Annotated in this window: 16 protein-coding genes; 10 read left to right on the top strand and 6 right to left on the bottom strand. The window is 63.6% G+C overall.

The features are described 5' to 3' along the window. The first annotated feature begins 51 nt into the window (after nucleotides 1-51). The 3 genes from ACVIYL_RS41085 (at nucleotide 52) to ACVIYL_RS41075 (ending at nucleotide 3,149) form a co-directional block, all read left to right on the top strand. Entirely contained in the window at nucleotides 52-1,122 is a 1,071-nt protein-coding gene (locus ACVIYL_RS41085; RefSeq protein WP_028334327.1) for an alcohol dehydrogenase, read from the top strand. Between the two features lie 112 nt (nucleotides 1,123-1,234). Continuing rightward, nucleotides 1,235-2,317: an isocitrate/isopropylmalate dehydrogenase family protein gene (locus tag ACVIYL_RS41080; RefSeq protein ID WP_456781275.1), complete on the top strand. Its 1,083-nt coding sequence runs from the start codon at nucleotides 1,235-1,237 to the stop codon at nucleotides 2,315-2,317. 68 nt (nucleotides 2,318-2,385) lie between these two features. Beyond that, nucleotides 2,386-3,149 (top strand): IS5 family transposase gene (locus ACVIYL_RS41075; RefSeq protein WP_092083899.1). Its coding sequence is split into 2 segments (ribosomal slippage): nucleotides 2,386-2,721 and nucleotides 2,724-3,149, totalling 762 coding nucleotides; the frame shifts between segments, so codons are not numbered across the junction. Between the two features lie 56 nt (nucleotides 3,150-3,205). Here ACVIYL_RS41075 and ACVIYL_RS41070 read toward each other — a convergent pair. Continuing rightward, on the bottom strand, nucleotides 3,206-3,523 hold the full coding sequence (locus ACVIYL_RS41070; RefSeq protein ID WP_076827027.1) for a hypothetical protein: 318 nt from the start codon (nucleotides 3,521-3,523) through the stop codon (nucleotides 3,206-3,208). Between the two features lie 511 nt (nucleotides 3,524-4,034). Next, on the bottom strand, nucleotides 4,035-4,430 hold the full coding sequence (locus tag ACVIYL_RS41065) for a helix-turn-helix domain-containing protein (protein WP_016844123.1): 396 nt from the start codon (nucleotides 4,428-4,430) through the stop codon (nucleotides 4,035-4,037). A 621-nt stretch (nucleotides 4,431-5,051) separates the two neighbouring features. Here ACVIYL_RS41065 and ACVIYL_RS41060 point away from each other — a divergent pair. Next, nucleotides 5,052-5,309 (top strand): hypothetical protein, encoded by a 258-nt coding sequence (locus tag ACVIYL_RS41060; RefSeq protein ID WP_456781274.1) that lies wholly within the window; start codon nucleotides 5,052-5,054, stop codon nucleotides 5,307-5,309. A 51-nt stretch (nucleotides 5,310-5,360) separates the two neighbouring features. Here ACVIYL_RS41060 and ACVIYL_RS41055 read toward each other — a convergent pair whose 3' ends face one another. The 3 genes from ACVIYL_RS41055 to ACVIYL_RS41045 all read right to left on the bottom strand — a co-directional run bounded on the left by ACVIYL_RS41055 (nucleotide 5,361) and on the right by ACVIYL_RS41045 (nucleotide 9,736). Beyond that, nucleotides 5,361-6,680 carry a dicarboxylate/amino acid:cation symporter gene (locus tag ACVIYL_RS41055; RefSeq protein ID WP_456781273.1) on the bottom strand — a complete coding sequence of 440 codons (1,320 nt, stop codon included), beginning with the start codon at nucleotides 6,678-6,680 and terminating at the stop codon, nucleotides 5,361-5,363. Between the two features lie 87 nt (nucleotides 6,681-6,767). Next, nucleotides 6,768-8,225, bottom strand: coding sequence for a sensor histidine kinase (locus ACVIYL_RS41050; RefSeq protein ID WP_456781947.1), 1,458 nt, complete (start codon nucleotides 8,223-8,225; stop codon nucleotides 6,768-6,770). 236 nt (nucleotides 8,226-8,461) lie between these two features. Beyond that, on the bottom strand, nucleotides 8,462-9,736 hold the full coding sequence (locus tag ACVIYL_RS41045; RefSeq protein WP_456781272.1) for a serine hydrolase domain-containing protein: 1,275 nt from the start codon (nucleotides 9,734-9,736) through the stop codon (nucleotides 8,462-8,464). 169 nt (nucleotides 9,737-9,905) lie between these two features. Between ACVIYL_RS41045 and ACVIYL_RS41040 the strand changes: the two genes are divergently transcribed. The 6 genes from ACVIYL_RS41040 (at nucleotide 9,906) to ACVIYL_RS41015 (ending at nucleotide 15,879) form a co-directional block, all read left to right on the top strand. Beyond that, complete coding sequence (locus tag ACVIYL_RS41040; protein ID WP_253609703.1) at nucleotides 9,906-10,820, top strand: intradiol ring-cleavage dioxygenase; 915 nt, start codon at nucleotides 9,906-9,908, stop codon at nucleotides 10,818-10,820. 343 nt (nucleotides 10,821-11,163) lie between these two features. Continuing rightward, nucleotides 11,164-12,474 (top strand): CmpA/NrtA family ABC transporter substrate-binding protein, encoded by a 1,311-nt coding sequence (locus tag ACVIYL_RS41035; protein WP_456781271.1) that lies wholly within the window; start codon nucleotides 11,164-11,166, stop codon nucleotides 12,472-12,474. 61 nt (nucleotides 12,475-12,535) lie between these two features. Further along, nucleotides 12,536-13,438: a nitrate ABC transporter permease gene (gene ntrB / locus ACVIYL_RS41030; protein WP_076827017.1), complete on the top strand. Its 903-nt coding sequence runs from the start codon at nucleotides 12,536-12,538 to the stop codon at nucleotides 13,436-13,438. Between the two features lie 10 nt (nucleotides 13,439-13,448). Beyond that, on the top strand, nucleotides 13,449-14,243 hold the full coding sequence (locus ACVIYL_RS41025) for an ABC transporter ATP-binding protein (RefSeq protein WP_456781270.1): 795 nt from the start codon (nucleotides 13,449-13,451) through the stop codon (nucleotides 14,241-14,243). 115 nt (nucleotides 14,244-14,358) lie between these two features. Next, nucleotides 14,359-14,784 (top strand): globin family protein, encoded by a 426-nt coding sequence (locus ACVIYL_RS41020; RefSeq protein ID WP_456781269.1) that lies wholly within the window; start codon nucleotides 14,359-14,361, stop codon nucleotides 14,782-14,784. 195 nt (nucleotides 14,785-14,979) lie between these two features. Then, nucleotides 14,980-15,879 (top strand): SMP-30/gluconolactonase/LRE family protein, encoded by a 900-nt coding sequence (locus ACVIYL_RS41015; protein ID WP_229190784.1) that lies wholly within the window; start codon nucleotides 14,980-14,982, stop codon nucleotides 15,877-15,879. A 137-nt stretch (nucleotides 15,880-16,016) separates the two neighbouring features. Here ACVIYL_RS41015 and ACVIYL_RS41010 read toward each other — a convergent pair whose 3' ends face one another. Further along, nucleotides 16,017-17,102: a substrate-binding domain-containing protein gene (locus ACVIYL_RS41010; RefSeq protein ID WP_057017575.1), complete on the bottom strand. Its 1,086-nt coding sequence runs from the start codon at nucleotides 17,100-17,102 to the stop codon at nucleotides 16,017-16,019. Between the last annotated feature and the right edge of the window lie 37 nt (nucleotides 17,103-17,139).

Here is a 17,139-nt window from a genome sequence, read left to right as displayed (position 1 = left end):
CGGGCAGGCGTGGCAAGGTCCGCCGCAAGAACAAGCTACGGGAGAACAGCGATGAAGAGTTTCCAGGTCGTCGATTTCAACGCCCCCTTGAAGGAGGTCGATCAGCCGACGCCACAGCCGTCGGGCACGCAGGTGCTGATCAAGGTCAAGGCCGCCGGCGTCTGCCACAGCGACCTGCATATCTGGGAGGGCGGCTATGATCTCGGCCACGGCCGCAAGCCGCTGTCGCTGAAGGATCGCGGCGTCTCGCTGCCGCGCACAATGGGCCATGAGACGGTCGGCGAGATCGTGGCCTTCGGGCCCGACGTCAAGGACGCCGACAAGGGCGGCCTCAAGGTCGGCGATGTCGCGCTGGCCTATCCCTGGCTCGGCTGCGGCAAGTGCCCGACCTGCCTCGGCGGCGACGAGAACATGTGCGCAATCAAGCCGAATGCGCTCGGTGTCTATTGCGACGGCGGCTACGCCGACCACATGACGGTGCCGCATCCGAAGTATCTGCTCAACCTCAAGGGGCTCGATCCCGTCACGGCCGCGCCCTATGCCTGCTCCGGTGTCACGACCTACAGCGCGCTGAAGAAGGTCGAGAAGGATCTCGACACACCGATCGTGATCTTCGGCGCCGGCGGTCTCGGGCTGATGGCGCTCTCGCTGTTGAAGGCGATGGGCGGCAAGGGCGCGATCGTGGTCGATATCGACGCCAGGAAGCGCGAGGCGGCCGAAGCCGCAGGCGCGCTCGCGACCGTCGACGGCAAGGCGCCCGACGCGCTGGAACAGCTTGTCAAGAAGGCCGGCCAGCCGATCCGTGCCGCGATCGATCTGGTCGGCAACGCCCAGACCTCGCAGCTCGGCTTCGACTGCCTGACCAAGGGCGGCAAGCTCGTGATCGTCGGCCTGTTCGGCGGCGGCGCGCCCTGGGCGCTGCCGCTGATCCCGATCAAGGCGGTCACCATCCAGGGCAGCTATGTCGGCAATCTGCGCGAGACCCAAGAGCTGCTCGACCTGGTGCGGACCAAGAAGATTCCGGCGATCCCGGTCACGCCGATGCCGCTGGCAAAGGCGAACGAGGCGCTGACCAATCTGCAGAAGGGCCAGCTGGTCGGCCGCGCGGTGCTGACGCCGTAGATCAACTCACCGTCATTCCGGGATGGTGCGCAGCACCAGACCCGGAATCTCGAGATTCCGGGTTCGATGCTTCGCATCGCCCCGGAATGACTGTTGAGCTCCGGAGATTCTCATGTCCGCCAACAACGCACTTCACATCGCCGTCCTCGGTGGCGACGGCATCGGCCCCGAAGTGATGGCGCCGGCACTCGACGTGCTGCGCAAGATCGAGGCGTCGGCCGGTCTCAAATTCCGCTTCACCGAGGCGCCGGCCGGCGCGGGCCATTACAAGGAAACCGGCAAGTCGATGCCGGAGAGCACGATCCGGCTGTGCGAGGAGGCCGATGCGATCCTGCTCGGCGCCTGCGGCCTGCCGTCGGTGCGCTATCCCGACAACACCGAGATCGCGCCGCAGATCGAGTTGCGCATGATCTTCGATCTCTATGCCGGCGTGCGGCCCGCGCGGTTGATCCCCGGCGTATCGAGCACGATCGTCGGCGCCGACCAGCGGGGTATCGACCTCGTCGTGATCAGGGAATCGACCGAGGGCCTGTTCGCCTCGATGGGCAAGGGCGTCGTCACCGACAGCGAGGCGCGCGAGACGATGGTGATCACGCGCCACACCTCCGAGCGGCTGTTCGAGTTCTCGTTCCGGCTCGCCGAACGCCGCAAGGCGCGCGGCAAGGTCAATGGCGGGCTGACCTGCGTCGACAAGGCGAACGTGTTCAAGGCGTTCGCATTCTTCCGGAACATCTTCGATGAGACTGCGAAGCGTCATCCCGACGTCAGGGCCGACCACCTCTACATCGATGCGGCCGCGGCTGCGCTGGTGAAGCGTCCGTGGGACTTCGACGTCATGGTGACCGAGAACATGTTCGGCGACATCCTGTCCGATCTCACCGCCGGTCTGATCGGCGGCATGGGCATGGCGCCGTCAGCCGACATCGGCGACCGCTACGCGGTGTTTCAGCCGTGTCATGGCACGGCGCCCGACATCATGGGGCAGGGCATGGCCAATCCGACCGCGATGATCCTGTCGGCCGCGATGATGCTGGACTGGCTCGCCGACAAGCATGGACTCGAAAGCGCCGCCGAGGCCGGCGAGCGGATCGAGCGCGCGGTCGACAAGGTCTACGCCGACGGCATCAAGCCGTTTGAGTTCGGCGGCAGCAACGGCACGACCGATGTCGCGAAGGCGGTATTGGCAGCGCTCTAGGCGGTGTGGACTCTAAGGATTCCCTTTTAGGAGCAAATCAGATTCAAGGCTGCTTTTGGGAGGCAGTCTTGGGTGTGATGGATCGTCTGGTGTTGAGCGATGCGGCTTGGGAGCGGATGGCGCCGCTGATCATAGGCCGGCCTGACCAGAAGGGCTCGACCGGGCGCGACAATCGGATGTTCGTGGAAGGTGTGCTGTGGATCGTTCGCACGGGCTCTCCCTGGCGTGATCTTCCGGAAGCGTTCGGGGATTGGAACAGCGCGTTCCGGCGCTTCAGCCGATGGAGTGCCAAAGGCGTCTGGTGGCGGATCTTCGAGGCAATGTCCGACGATCCGGACTTCGAATATCTGATTGTCGATTCCACCATTGTTCGAGCCCATCAGCATGCTGCCGGGGCCAAAAAAGGGGGTCTGAAGATCAGGCGCTTGGCCGTTCGCGCGGCGGCCTGAGCACCAAGATACATATGGCCGTTCGCGGCTTGGGATGTCCGGTACGGTTCACGATCACCGCAGGCCAGAAGGGCGATGCACCGCAAGCCGCCACATTGATCGAGGGATTGCCTGCCGAGGTTTTCATGGCCGATACGGCTTATGACGCCGATCACCTGCGCCAGGACATTGCAGCCAAGGGCGCGCTCGCCGTCATCCCCAACAACCCGTCACGCGCGCTCAAGTATCCGCTCGACAAGCATCTCTATGCCCAGCGCCATCTCGTCGAATGCTGCTTCTCAAAGCTCAAGCAATTCCGCCGCGTCGCAACCCGCTTCGAAAAGACCGCCCGAAATTACCTTGCCGTCATCACTCTCGCAGCCATCGTCCTATGGCTGCGATAACTGTCCACACCGCCTAGCGCGGAAGGGTGAGGGGGCCGAAGCCCCCTCGCTGATGATTAGCGATGGTGTCCGCCGTGATGGCCACCATGATGTCCGCCGTGATGAGGGCGGTGCCCGTAATGATGCGGGCGATGGTGGAATTGCGGACGATGATGCCATCCGTGATGGCGCGGTCCGTAGTAGCCGTATGCGCCCGGTCGCCAATAGCAGCGGCCCCAGCGATCGCAGACCTGGCGCACCTTGTCGACATTGGACGTTTCGCCCGCGATGTGACCGGCTTGCGGAAGCCCGTTGGGCATCGCGGATGCCGCGCCGGACATCAACGCTGCGCTTCCAAGCGCGGCGAGTCCAATAACGGCAAGCTTGATATTCATCGAGATCTCCTTGGTTGAAGCCTGAGAACGTCCATGCGGGCCACTTCGTTGCTGCGACAAAAAAGACAGGCTCGTGCACTTGGTTCTGGCGACGCCGGTTCAACTGAGGAAATGCGGGAGTTATGAGGTCGCCTGATGCGCGGGCGACAATTGGCCGCGCGACAGAATAGCGACGCATTGCGCGCGCATGCGCTCCGCGAGATGAGCAGTCGAAGCGCGAGTTGGAAAAGCGCGGCGCGCATGCGCGAAGATCATGCTCACGTGGAGCGGCGAGATCATGACGCGATGCTCGTCGCCGCTTCATGACCGCGCATCCGGCGGGGACTGAAGCTATCCGCCTGGATCACAAAATCTTGAAAGACAGCCGCGCCTCAAGAAAAAGCGCCGCCATCGGCGATGGCAGCGCTTCGACGTCTTCCTGGCCCGACCGGCGTGTGCAGCCGCAGCGGCCGGTGACCGGCCGTTGCGGTGTGGTGGGATCGCGTTCGCGGTGACGCGACCCGATCCGCGCTCAGTCTTCGTTGGCGGCGATCGATTCCATCAGCGACACCAGCTGACGTTGCACCGTCTGATCCTTGATCTTGCTGTAGGCGCGCAGCAACCGGAGGCTGAACGCGCTGTCGAGGAACAGCAGGCTCTCGACTTCGCGGGCCTTATTGTCGCCGTCGTAGAAGAAGGTGACCGGCACATCCAGCGCGGTCGCGATCTGTTGAAGGCGGGCAGCGCCGACACGGTTGACGCCCTTCTCGTACTTTTGAACCTGCTGGAAGCTGACACCAAGCTTGTCGCCGAGTTCGGCCTGCGAGATCTTTTGCTCGACACGGCGCAGGCGAATCCGCTTGCCCAACTCAATGTCCGGCTTGCCGGCACTGCGCTGCTTCATCTTCTTTGCTGCTGATCTGTTCATTCTTGTGACCCGTCCTTCAAATCGAGAATCCCTGGCCCGGCTGGGTCAGGGACACGTTCATGATGTACCGCGTTAAGCTCGAGTGGATCGCCAGTTCGTCTGAACTACGAAATCCAGGAAGATCGCGGGATGGTATCCAAACGCAAACGCGCAAGGAAACACCCTAGTACCGACTCGGTCGACTACCTGAAGTCGACCGCGCCAAGGTGTCTGTCGACACCCCGCCCTCTACATTTGGCAAAATATTGACCAAACCACAACTAGCGCGAGTTTGATCGACACAGATTTTGCGCACATGCATAATAGGCGTCAATGCACAGCGCCCGTAGTTCTACGGGCCACTATATTGTACGGGCGTCGTTGCACGGATGCAACCCCAGCTAGTGCAGCCTGAGGTCGAGAAGGGGCCGGCGGGTGCTTGACTAAATCATCCGATTTGCAAGAGTTTGACGTAAGTCCAAGTCAGGCTTTCGGAATGTTGCTGGACAATTGCCCAAAAGTTCTCAATCATCTGGAGCAAATGTGTGCCTACGACAAGCCGGCGAACTCTGGCGGGAGGGGCCAATGAAGCGAAAGAGGGGAACGCCTCGACTCTACCTCGCGGCTTCGGGAGTTGAAGATATGCCGGTCGCAAACACGGAAGAACGGTTGCTGGCGCTGCTTGCAACGCTGGAGGAATGTCAGGCGTTCCTGACCGACCGGGCGAACACGGAGACGGCACGGCTGTTGTCCCTCGCCATCCTCGAGCTTCGGATGGAGCTCCACAAGGTCACGGATTCCGAGCTGAAGGCCCTCTGTGACATGATCGCTTCGGATGAGCCCATGCTGGAACAATCGACGGCCCGGCAACTGCCGCCGTATTTGAGGCTGATCAAGTAAGTCAGCGCCCCGCGCCACGCGCGGGACGCCGCTCGGCTTGGGACGCGCGGCTCAGCCCGCAGTCACGTCAACCGCCTCGACGCCTTCGAGCACGCGACGGGCCTTGTCGCGGTCGAGGTCACCTTCCCATGCCGCGACCACGACGGTGGCGACGCAGTTGCCGATCAAATTGCCGACTGCGCGCGCCATGCCGATGAACCAGTCGACCGAGAGCACCAGCACGAGGCCAATCGCCGGGATGCTCGGCACGGCGTTGAGCGTCGCCGCCAGGATGACGATCGCCGAGCCGGGCACGCCATGCGCACCCTTCGAGGTGATCAGCGACACGCCGAGCACCAGCATCAGGTCGCCGAACGACAGCGGCGTGTTGGTCGCCTGCGCGATGAACACGACCGCGAGCGTCAGGTAGATCGAGAAGGCATCGAGGTTGAAGGAATAGCCGGTCGGGATCACGAGGCCGACCACCGAATCCTTGACGCCGAAACGCTCCAGCTTGCGCATCACCTGCGGCAGCACCGCGTCGGACGATGCCGTGGCGACCACGATCATCAGCTCCTCGCGCAGGTAGCCGAGGAACTTGAGAATGTTGATGCCGGCGAGCGCCATCACGGCGCCGAGCACGCCGAGCACGAAGATCGCGACCGACACGTAGAACAGCGCGACCAGCGATAGCAGCTGCTTCAGCGAACCGACGCCGTATTTGCCGACCGTATAGGCGACGGCGCCGAGCACGCCGATCGGAGCGAAGCGCACGATCAGGCCCATGGCGCGGAACAGCACGGTCGAGACCGCGTCGATGAAGGAGGAGATCTTCTCGCCCTTCTCGCCGCCGACCAGTGCCAGGCTGACGCCGAAGATGATGGCGAAGAACAAGACCTGCAGCACGTCGTTGCGCGACAGCGCGTCGAACGAGGTGGTCGGGATGATGTTGAGCAGGAAGCTGCCGATGCCTTCGCCCTTCAGCTTCTGCGCGTTGCTGGCATAGTTGCCGAGCGCCTTGGCATCCAACGTCGCGGTGTCGATGTTCATGCCGTGGCCGGGGCCGAACAGATAGGCGAGCAGCAGGCCGACCACGAGCGCAACCGTCGTCATCGCCTCGAAATAGACCAGCGCCTTGACGCCGACCCGGCCGACCTTCTTGAGGTCGCCGGCACCCGCAATGCCGTGCACGACGACGCAGAACACGATCGGCGCCACGATCATCGAGATCAGCTTCAGGAAGGCATCGCTGAATATCTTCAACCCGATCGCGAAATCGGGCGCGGCCATGCCGATGACGATGCCGAGCAGCAGCGCGACAAGCACCTGCACGAACAGTGATGTGTAAAGCGGCTTGCGCGCAACTGTCGCTTCCGCTGCGATGGTCGACATGACTTCTCCCTGTTTCTGGCCGGCCGAACCCGCCAATCATAGCAACTTGCGTGCCAAGATGTCGCAGGATCGGGCACTCCTGCCGGGTCAGCCGTCGATTTCGAGGGTGCTGGTCACGGTGTAGACGACGCCGTGGGGCAGGAAATCCACGGTGGCCTCGCCGCCGAGCTGGTCGCGGGCACTGCGCTCGATCAGCCGTGAGCCGAAGCCGCGCTGGACCGGCGCGGTGACCGGTGGGCCGCCGGTTTCGGTCCAGATCATCCGCAGCTTCGGTCCGGAGCTCTCGTTGAGGATTTCCCAGTCCAGCGTCACCGTGCCGGTGTCGTTGGACAGTGCGCCATATTTGGCGGCGTTGGTCGCCATCTCGTGCAGGATCATCGACAGCACCAAAGCAAGCCGGGGCGACAGCGGCACGCGGGGGCCGAACATCCTGACCCGCGCGGACGTGTTCAAGAGGTAGGGCCGCAGCACGCGGCTGACGACGTCCTGGAAGTCGGAGCCCTGCCATTTGTCGGTGGAGAGCAGATTGTGCGCCTCGGCCAGCGCGCCGAGCCGCCCCTCGAACTTGTCGCGCTCGGTGCGGCTTGCACTGCGGAAGGTCTGCGTGGCGATCGATTGCAGGATCGCCAGTGTGTTCTTGACGCGGTGGTTGAGCTCTTCGATCAGCAGGTCGTGCAGCATCTCGCCGCGCGCGATCGTGGTTGCCATCCGCACCGCAAAGCCGAGCCCGACCAGCAGCAGGACGCCGCCGATCACGCTGGTGATCGCCAGCGAGCGCCACAGCGGCGCCACCAGCGAGTTCTCCGCGATCCCCGCGGCGACGGTCCAGCCGGTGACGCGCGACCGGGTGAAACCGGTGATCAGCGCCACGCCCTCCAGCGAGACGGTCGGCAGCGTCGCCTCGCCGCGGCGGAACATCTCGGCAAACAACGATGGCGAGGCGCGCTGCCCGATGGTCGCCTGCGGATTTGGCACCCGCGCGAGGTTGACGCCGTCGCTATCGAAGATCGAGATGGTCCAGTCCTGGCTGAGGCGCTGCTTCTCGATGATGGCCTGGAACACCTCGATCGGCGGGCTGAAGGAGATGTCGTAGAGCACCTCGCCGTCGCGCATCACCGGTACCTCGACGGTGATGATCAGCCGCTGCTTCACCGCGCCGAAGAACAGGTTGGAGTATTGCGGCTGCCGCGTCGCGAACACCTTCTCGAGGATCTCGAGATTGTTGCGCGGCGGCAGGCTCGCGGTGTCCGGCGTCAGCGAGGAGAACACCTGGCGTCCGGCGCGGTCCGCCACCAGCACCACGCCGTCCTTGCCGTACTGGTCGATGAAGCCGACCGCGACGCGGCGGAAGTTGTCGAAGTCGCTGTTGCGCAGCGAGTTGGTCAGGGCCAGCACCTGCAGCCCGCCGGTCATGCGCTGCATTTCCGCATCGAGCAGCAGGCGGATGCTGCGCGCCGTCTCCAGTACGCGCTGCGTGGCGGCCTGGCGATCCCGCTGATAATTGTGGAAGGCGATCCCGACCGCGAAAATGATCAGCGGCAACATCGTTCCCGCGACCAGAAGCGCGAGACGGACTGGCAATGTCAGTTTCGGCACGAAGTCCCCGGGTCGGTGCCCATTCGCTGCGAGCTTAGGGGAGGCGGGAAAAATTCGCCAAAGGAAACAGTTTTATATCAGAAAGGTTCCGCGGCGCTTTGAGCATGATCCCTCGCGGCAAACGCGGAACGCGTTCGCGCGGAGATCATGCTCAAACGAGGTGTGCGCCGCGGAATGACGTCATGTCAGAGATTGCTCTCGGTGATCGCGGCGTAGACCATGGTGCGCAGCTCGCGCCGCAGCGGATAGGCGCTCGACGGCAGCACCTGGGTCATGAAAATCGTGATCAGCTCCTCGGCCGGGTCGATGAAGAACGACGTCGTCGCGGCGCCGCCCCAGTTGAATTCGCCCGGGCTGCCGGCGATCAGCGTCTGCGACGGGTGCATGGTGACGGCGAAGCCGAGGCCGAAGCCGATGCCGTTATAGGCGGCTTCGGCGAACATCGAGCGTGACATCGCCGGCAGGTCGACCCCGCCGGGCAGATGGTTCGAGGTCATCAGCTTCAACGTCTTCGGGCCGAGCAGCCTGACGCCGCCGAGCTCGCCGCCATTGAGCAGCGCCCGGCAGAAGGTCAGGTAGTCGGCCGCGGTCGAGCACAGTCCGCCGCCGCCCGAGATCAGCGAAGGCGGCGCCAGGAACGAGCTGGTGGTCGGATCGTCCTGCAGCGTCAGTGTGCCCTTGCGCTCGGCGGCGAGCGGGTTGAAGCCGCCCTGCGGATCGGCGGAATAGCAGGCGGCAAACCGATGCGCCTTGTCGGCGGGTACGAAGAAATCCGTGTCGTTCATGCCGAGCGGCTTGAAGATGCGCTCCTTCAGGAATTGCTCGAACGGTTGGCCGGAGATCTTGCCGACGAGATAGCCGAGCACGTCGGTCGAGACCGAGTAGTTCCAGGCTTCGCCCGGCGAGAACTCCAGCGGGATCTTCGCCAGGTCCTCAATCATGCCGTCGAGCGTGCCGGCCTTGATGACCTCGCCGATCTTCTTCTCGCGATAGGCCGCGTCGACATTGGAGCGCTGCTGGAAGCCGTAAGTGAGGCCCGAGGTGTGGCGCAAGAGGTCGACGATCTGCATCGGCCGCGTCGGTGGGCGGGTCAGGAAGGCGGGCGCGGTGCCGGCGACGAATACGCCGAGGTTCTTCCATTCCGGAATATATTTCGCGACCGGCTCGTCGAGCGCGACCTTGCCTTCCTCGACCAGCATCATGAAGGCGACCGATGTGATCGGCTTGGTCATCGAATAGATGCGGAAGATGGTGTCGTCCTTGACCGGCACCTTGCGCTCGAGATCGGCAAAGCCCTGGACCGTGGAATGCACGATCTTGCCGCGGCGATAGATCAGGACCTGCGTGCCAGGAAAACGGCCGGCATCGATGTAGCGGCTCTTCAGATGCGCTTCGAGGCGGTTGAGGGCAGTGGTCGACATTCCCGCGGATTCGGGCGAGGCAGGCGTGGGGGCTAGCATCAGGCGTTTCTCCGGCTTGCAAGGCAGCCTTGATAGCCGAAAAGTGTCTGCTGCACCAATCCGCTGCCGCTTACCGGCATTGAGCTGGTGGTGTACCGTCGCCCCTGCAATCGCGCCCCCGAAGGGGCCCAAAGTATCTGCCAAGGTATCCGTCAAGGGAAACGCCGAGATGACCCAGTTCAACGAAACCGAGCTCACCGCCGCCGTCATCCGCAGCTTCGACCAGACACCCGATCCGCGGGCCAAGTTCCTGCTGCAGGAATTGGTGAAGTCGCTGCACGATTATGTGCGCAGGACCGATCTCACCTTCGAGGAATGGGACCAGGCGATCGGCTTCCTGACCCGCACCGGGCAGAAGTGCACCGACATCCGCCAGGAGTTCATCCTGCTGTCCGACGTGCTCGGCGTGTCGATGCTGGTCGATGCGGTCAACCATCGCGATCGCGACGGCGCGACCGAGACTACCGTGCTCGGCCCGTTCTATGTCGGCGAGCACAAGGTGACGCCGCACGGCACCGACATCTCGGCGAGCCTGCCGGGCGAGCGCATGTTCGTGCAGAGCCGCGTCACCGACCTCGACGGCAAGCCGCTGGCCAATGTGCCGGTCGATATCTGGCACGCGGACGATGACGGATTCTATGACTCGCAGAAGCCGAGCTATGCCACCGAAGGTCCGTCGTCGCGGGCGCGCTTCATCACCGATGCCGACGGCCGCTTCTTCTTCCGCACCATCGTGCCGTGCAGCTATCCGATCCCGACCGACGGCCCGGTCGGGCAGATGATCACGCAGACCAACCGTCACCCGATGCGGCCGGCGCATGTGCACTTCCTGGTCAACGCCAAGGGCTACGAGCCTCTGATCACGCATGTCTTCGTCGAGGGCGACAAGTACATCGATTCCGACGTCGTGTTCGGCGTGAAGGATGAATTGATCGCCAAGGTCGAGCGCCGCACCGATCCTGTCATGCCCGATGGCCAGCGATCGGATGGGCCGTGGAGCCTGATGACCTACGAATTCCGTGTGAAGCCCGGCGGCGGAATGGCGCCCGCGCCGCTCGGCACCAAGGTCACCGAGGACGCCTGATCGGTTTCTGAACGTTTCTGCTCAATTCTTGTGCGCCGCACAAAGATTGGGCGAATCGCAAGTTTTGGCAGCGCGCGGAAAACTCGCCCGCGCTGCGACATGTTGCGCAAGGCTTTGCAGCGAAATCCATTTTCGCGCTGCGGTAGGTTGGCACAAGGCTTGAATAATCATTAGCCGACGCCATTGAAGCCGTCCCTCGAGGCTACCCCATCGGATTTCTGACGCCGCCAGACCGGGGCCTTCCCGGTGCACGCCTTTTTGCGCCCTGCGCGCGTCGCCATCCGGAGGGCGGCGCTCGACGCACTGACGCAACACCGCAACGCAACGACGCAAAGGACGACCGATGACCAAGCCCACCGACAAGCCGCCAAGCCGCGGCCTCAGCCGCCGTCAGCTACTCAAGGCAAGCAGCGGCGCCGCCGCGCTGCTCGCCGCGGCCAAGCTCAACTTTCCCGCAGGTGCATTCGCGCAGGGCGCCGGTCCGGAAGTGAAGGCTGCCAAGCTCGGCTTCATTGCGCTGACCGATGCCTCGCCGCTGTTCGTCGCCAAGGAGAAGGGCATCTTCGCCAAATACGGCATGCCCGATGTCGAGGTGCAGAAACAGGCCTCGTGGGGCACCACGCGCGACAACCTCGTGCTCGGCTCCGAGGGCAACGGCATCGACGGCGCGCATATCCTGACCCCGATGCCGTATCTGATCTCGGCCGGCAAGGTAACGCAGAACAATCAGCCGACGCCGATGTACATCATGGCGCGGCTCAATTTGAACGGCCAGTGCATCTCGGTCGCCAAGGAATATGCCGATCTCAAGGTCGGCATCGACACCGCGCCGTTCAAGGCGGCGCTGGAGAAGAAGAAGGCCTCCGGCAAGGCGGTGAAGGCCGCGATGACTTTCCCGGGCGGCACGCATGATCTGTGGATCCGCTACTGGCTCGCCGCCGGCGGCATCGATCCCGACAAGGACATCGAGACCATCGTGGTGCCGCCGCCGCAGATGGTGGCCAACATGAAGGTCGGCACGATGGACTGCTTCTGCGTCTGCGAGCCGTGGAATCTGCAACTGATACATCAGGAGATCGGCTATACCGCGATCACGACCGGCGAGCTCTGGGACAAGCATCCGGAGAAATCGTTCGGCCTGCGCGCCGCCTGGGTCGACAAGAATCCGAAGGCCGCGAAGGCGCTGTTGATGGCTGTCATGGAAGCCCAGCAGTGGTGCGAGAAGGCGGAGAACCGCGCGGAGACCGCGGCGATCTGCGCCAAGCGGCAGTGGATCAACTGCCCGGTCGAGGACATCACCGACCGCATGAAGGGCAAGTTCGACTACGGCACCGGCCGCGTGGTCGAGAATTCGCCGCAGCAGATGCGGTTCTGGAGCGACAACGCCTCCTATCCCTATCAGAGCCACGACCTCTGGTTCCTCACGGAAGACATCCGTTGGGGCAAGTACGAGGCAGGCTTCGACACCAAGGCGCTGATCGCCAAGGTGAACCGCGAGGATCTCTGGAAAGAGGCCGCCAAGGAGCTTGGCGTGTCCGACATTCCGGCCTCGACCTCGCGCGGCAAGGAGACCTTCTTCGACGGCAAGGTGTTCGATCCCGCCGATCCCGCGGCCTATCTGAAGTCGTTGTCCATCAAGCGTGTTGACGTCTGATTTGAGCGAGCCGCGCGAGCAGTGCGGCTCTCCTTTTTTTGACCATGGAGATTTTCGTTCAATGTCGATGCCTGCCATGAAGACCGAAGTGTCGGCGGTCGCGATCCCGCCGGCCGCTGCCGCGGCGCCGGTCGTGACCATGACGCCGAAGCGCGCGCCGCGCGCCGAGACCTACGCCAGGATGGCGAAGGAGACCGCGGCGCGCGTGGTGCCGCCGCTGATCGTGGTCGCGCTGCTGCTGGTGGTGTGGGAGCTGATCTGCCGGCGCGCCGGCTCCAGCCTGCCGCCGCCGTCGAAAGTGTTCAAAGATACCAAGGAGCTGATCCTCGATCCGTTCTTCGACAATGGCGGCATCGACAAGGGCCTGTTCTGGCATCTCTCCGCCAGCCTGCAGCGCGTCGCCTACGGCTATTCGCTGGCGGCGATTGCGGGCATCGCGCTCGGCACGCTGGTCGGACAGTCGGTCTGGGCGATGCGCGGGCTCGATCCGCTGTTCCAGGTGCTGCGTACCATCCCGCCGCTCGCCTGGCTGCCGCTGTCGCTGGCCGCATTCCGCGATGGCCAGCCCTCGGCGATCTTCGTGATCTTCATCACCTCGGTGTGGCCGATCATCATCAACACCGCGGTCGGCATCCGCAACATCCCGCAGGACTACCGCAACGTCGCGGCGGTCGTGCAGCTCAATCCGCTGGAGTTCTTCACCAAGATCATGATCCCGGCGGCCGCGCCCTACATGTTCACCGGCCTGCGCATCGGCATCGGCCTGTCCTGGCTCGCGATCGTCGCCGCGGAAATGCTGATCGGCGGCGTCGGCATCGGCTTCTTCATCTGGGATGCGTGGAATTCCTCGCATATCAGCGAAATTATCCTGGCGCTGTTCTATGTCGGCATCATCGGCTTCGTGCTCGACCGGCTCATTGCGGGCCTCGGCAAAGTGGTGACCCGCGGCACGGCGGCGAACTGAGGAGGACGTCATGCAGGCCTATCTGAAGCTCGATCACATCGACAAGACCTTCACCCGCGGCAACGCCACCACGGAGGTGCTGAAGGACATCAACCTGACGATCGAGAAGGGCAAATACGTCTCGATCATCGGTCACTCCGGTTGCGGCAAGTCGACACTGCTCAACATCGTCGCCGGCCTCACCGGCGCCACCAATGGCGGCGTGCTGCTGGAGAACCGCGAGGTCAATTCGCCGGGACCGGATCGGGCCGTGGTGTTCCAGAACCACAGCCTGCTGCCGTGGCTCACCGTCTACGAGAACGTCAAGCTCGGCGTCGACAAGGTGTTTGCAAGGACCAAGAGCAAGGCCGAGCGCGACGCCTGGGTGATGCACAATCTCAGCCTCGTGCAGATGGCGCATGCCAAGGACAAGCGGCCGAGCGAGATCTCGGGCGGCATGAAGCAGCGCGTCGGCATCGCGCGTGCGCTCGCGATGGAGCCAAAGGTGCTGCTGCTGGACGAACCGTTCGGCGCGCTTGACGCGCTGACCCGGGCGCACCTGCAGGATTCGGTGATGGCGTTGCACCAGAAGCTCGGCAACACCATCCTGATGATCACCCACGACGTCGACGAGGCGGTGCTGCTGTCGGACCGCATCGTGATGATGACCAACGGTCCGAGCGCGCGGATCGGCGAGGTGCTCGAGGTGCCGTTGGCGCGGCCGCGCAAGCGGCTCGAGCTCGCGACCAACCAGGGCTACCTGAAGTGCCGGCAGCGCGTGCTCGAATTCCTCTATGAGCGCCACAGCTTCGTCGAGGCGGCGTGATGATCACGTCGACGGCAAGCGTTTCCGCTTTGAACCGAAGCGCCGGCTTCGGTTACCAATGCTCGCGTTTTGAAAAATCGTTGCAGAACTCATTTCATGACCGAGGAGAATTGAGATGAATCCGGCTCAAATCAAGCTGGTTCAGGACAGCTTTGGCAAGGTCGCGCCGATCTCGGAGCAGGCCGCGGTCATTTTCTACGACCGCTTGTTCGAAGTCGCGCCCGCCGTGAAGGCGATGTTTCCGGTCGACATGAAGGAGCAGCGCAAGAAATTGATGACGACGCTTGCCGTCGTCGTGAATGGGCTGAGCAATCTCGACATGATCCTGCCGGCCGCGAGTGCGCTGGCCAAGCGGCATGTCAGCTACGGCGCCAAGCCCGAGCATTATCCGGTGGTCGGCGGCGCGTTGTTGTGGACGCTGGAGAAGGGGCTCGGCGAAGCCTGGACGCCTGACGTCGCCGCCGCATGGACCGCGGCCTACGGCACGCTGTCCGGCTACATGATCTCGGAAGCCTATGGCGCGGCGCAGCCGGCCGAATAGGAAAACGTCGTAAGCACAGGACGGCTGTCCAACCGTCATTGCGAGGAACGAAGTGACGAAGCAATCCATCTTGCCACGCATGGAGGTATGGATTGCTTCGCTTCGCTCGCAATGACGTGGTGGGCTTTGGGGTATTCGACGGCGCCAGCAATCTTCTCTATGGTTCGCCCCGTTCCGCCAACGGGTGAACCAACAATGATGTTCCTGGAAACGCCGCCGAAACTGATCGCGACTGAAATCTTCTCCGCCGTGCCGGCGGAATTCCGCCGCAGGGTGGCGAGCGAATGGGCCGACGCCAACCGCCCGGGCGCGGTGACCGACTGCTTCATCGAGGGACCGTCGTTCGATGCCGACGGCAATCTCTACATCGTCGACATTCCGTTCGGCCGCATCTTCAGGATCGCGCCGGACAAGTCATGGTCGCAGGTTGCCGAGTATGACGGCTGGCCGAACGGGCTGAAGATCGATGCGATGGGCCGCATCCTGATCGCCGATTATCGGCACGGGTTGATGGAGCTCGACGCCAGGTCCGGCGAGGTCACGCCGCTGCTGCGCTCGCGCAATTCGGAATCGTTCCGCGGCTGCAACGACCTGCACATCGCATCGAACGGCGACATCTATTTCACCGATCAGGGCCAGACCGGGCTGCACGATCCGACCGGCCGCGTCTATCGGCTGCGGGTGAACGGAGCGCTCGACTGTCTGATCGACACCGGCATCAGCCCGAACGGCTTGGTGCTCGATCCGCACGAGGCGGTGCTGTTCGTCGCCATGACGCGCGACAATGCGGTCTGGCGCGCGCCGTTCATGAAGGACGGCAGCGTCTCCAAGGTCGGCCGCTTCTGCTCGCTGTTCGGCCCGAGCGGACCCGACGGCATGACGATGGACGCCGCCGGTCGGCTGTTCGTCGCGCACGCCTCGCTCGGCCATGTCTTCGTGTTTGCGCCGAACGGCGAGTGTATCGCGCGGATCAAGTCCTGCGCCGGGCCGAGCTGCACCAATGTCGCCATCGGCGGCGCCGACCGCGACCGCCTCTACATCACGGAATCGGTGACTGGCTCGGTGCTGGTCGCCGACATAAGCGGGCTCGGCTAGATATTTCCCTGTCCATCTATCCTCGTCATCGCACCTGTACGCGTCTCGAAGGATCGACGATTTTCGAGGCGAGCCCAAGATGCCGGCTCGGGAACTGGCCTCGTGACGCGCGGTTGGCCGCCGCCGGGCGTGGCTGATCAGCGGTCGGAATGCAGCTTCTCGAGAAACTCCTTCACCCCGCTGACGGCGCCGGTGTTGGAGGCGACATAACCGGGAAGGGCGCCTACCGCCTTGTGGAACTCGCTGCTCTTCATGATGTCGAGCACGCGCTGCATCGGCTCGGTCTCGAGGAAGGCGCGCTTGCACACGAAGAAATAATCTTCCGTGAGCAAGCGGATGAAATCGAGCCCGAACTGCCGCGCCGCGGCCTCGACGCCAAAACTCGCATCCGCCATGCCGCTCGCGACATAGGCGGCGACCGCCGCATGGGTGAATTCCATATGCTGGGCGCCGTTGATCCGCCCTTCCGGGATCTTATGCAGCCTCAGCAATTGATCGAATAGCAGCCGCGTGCCGGAATCGTGGTCGCGGTTGACGAAACGGGCCTTGCGCTCGACGAGGTCCTTCAGCGTCGTGATCTTCAGCGGGTTGCCGCGCTTGACCATCAGGCCCATCTCGCGGGTCACGAAATTGATGACGCGGTCCTCGCGCGGATCGAGCCATTCGCGGCAGGCCTTGATGCCCTGCGCCCGCAATTCGCCGCGCGGCAGGTGCACGCCGGAGAGATCGCAGGCGCCCTGCGCCAGCGAGACCAGCGAGTTCTGGTTGCTGACATAGCGCAGATCGACGCCGACGCCGCCCGCGCGGTCAAGGAATTCGCGCAGCTTGGATACCGCAAAGCCGTGGCTGGCATGGACCCGGATCACCGACGGTCGCTGCTCGAGAAATGGCTTGATCTCGGTGACCAGTTCCTGCGCGAGGTTCTCGAGCTGCAGCCCGAGCCGCGCCTGCATGCGCTCGCCGGCCCACACCAGCTTCTCGCCGAATGGCGTCAGCTTCGAGCCCTTGCCGCGGTGGGTTTCAACCAGCGGCACGCCGAAGAACTCGGTCCATTGCTCGATCAGGTTCCAGACATGGCGATAGGACAGCTGCGCATCGCTGGCGGCGCTGGTGATCTTTCCGGTCTTCCGGATCTCGTTGAGGATGCCGAGCATCACGACCGCGGTCTGCGGGCTGTCCTCTTTCCGAAAGCGCCAGACGGTCTCGATCTCGATCTGCAGCATCGTGGTCACCATTTATGAAGTTTACTTCATATCTTGG

The sequence above is a fragment of the Bradyrhizobium sp. USDA 3315 genome, assembly GCF_054056795.1.
Note: the sequence above shows the minus strand (reverse complement) of the source record. Positions and strands in the feature narration are given on the sequence as shown.

Excerpts from the sequence above, each read along its gene's own strand:
- ACVIYL_RS41085 (WP_028334327.1), top strand. The coding sequence starts at position 52 with ATGAAGAGTTTCCAGGTCGTCGATTTCAACGCCCCCTTGAAGGAGGTC.
- ACVIYL_RS41080 (WP_456781275.1), top strand. The coding sequence starts at position 1,235 with ATGTCCGCCAACAACGCACTTCACATCGCCGTCCTCGGTGGCGACGGC.
- ACVIYL_RS41070 (WP_076827027.1), bottom strand. The coding sequence starts at position 3,523 with ATGAATATCAAGCTTGCCGTTATTGGACTCGCCGCGCTTGGAAGCGCA.
- ACVIYL_RS41065 (WP_016844123.1), bottom strand. The coding sequence starts at position 4,430 with ATGAACAGATCAGCAGCAAAGAAGATGAAGCAGCGCAGTGCCGGCAAG.
- ACVIYL_RS41060 (WP_456781274.1), top strand. The coding sequence starts at position 5,052 with ATGCCGGTCGCAAACACGGAAGAACGGTTGCTGGCGCTGCTTGCAACG.
- ACVIYL_RS41055 (WP_456781273.1), bottom strand. The coding sequence starts at position 6,680 with ATGTCGACCATCGCAGCGGAAGCGACAGTTGCGCGCAAGCCGCTTTAC.
- ACVIYL_RS41050 (WP_456781947.1), bottom strand. The coding sequence starts at position 8,225 with ATGTTGCCGCTGATCATTTTCGCGGTCGGGATCGCCTTCCACAATTAT.
- ACVIYL_RS41045 (WP_456781272.1), bottom strand. The coding sequence starts at position 9,736 with ATGCTAGCCCCCACGCCTGCCTCGCCCGAATCCGCGGGAATGTCGACC.
- ACVIYL_RS41040 (WP_253609703.1), top strand. The coding sequence starts at position 9,906 with ATGACCCAGTTCAACGAAACCGAGCTCACCGCCGCCGTCATCCGCAGC.
- ACVIYL_RS41035 (WP_456781271.1), top strand. The coding sequence starts at position 11,164 with ATGACCAAGCCCACCGACAAGCCGCCAAGCCGCGGCCTCAGCCGCCGT.
- ntrB (WP_076827017.1), top strand. The coding sequence starts at position 12,536 with ATGTCGATGCCTGCCATGAAGACCGAAGTGTCGGCGGTCGCGATCCCG.
- ACVIYL_RS41025 (WP_456781270.1), top strand. The coding sequence starts at position 13,449 with ATGCAGGCCTATCTGAAGCTCGATCACATCGACAAGACCTTCACCCGC.
- ACVIYL_RS41020 (WP_456781269.1), top strand. The coding sequence starts at position 14,359 with ATGAATCCGGCTCAAATCAAGCTGGTTCAGGACAGCTTTGGCAAGGTC.
- ACVIYL_RS41015 (WP_229190784.1), top strand. The coding sequence starts at position 14,980 with ATGATGTTCCTGGAAACGCCGCCGAAACTGATCGCGACTGAAATCTTC.
- ACVIYL_RS41010 (WP_057017575.1), bottom strand. The coding sequence starts at position 17,102 with ATGCTGCAGATCGAGATCGAGACCGTCTGGCGCTTTCGGAAAGAGGAC.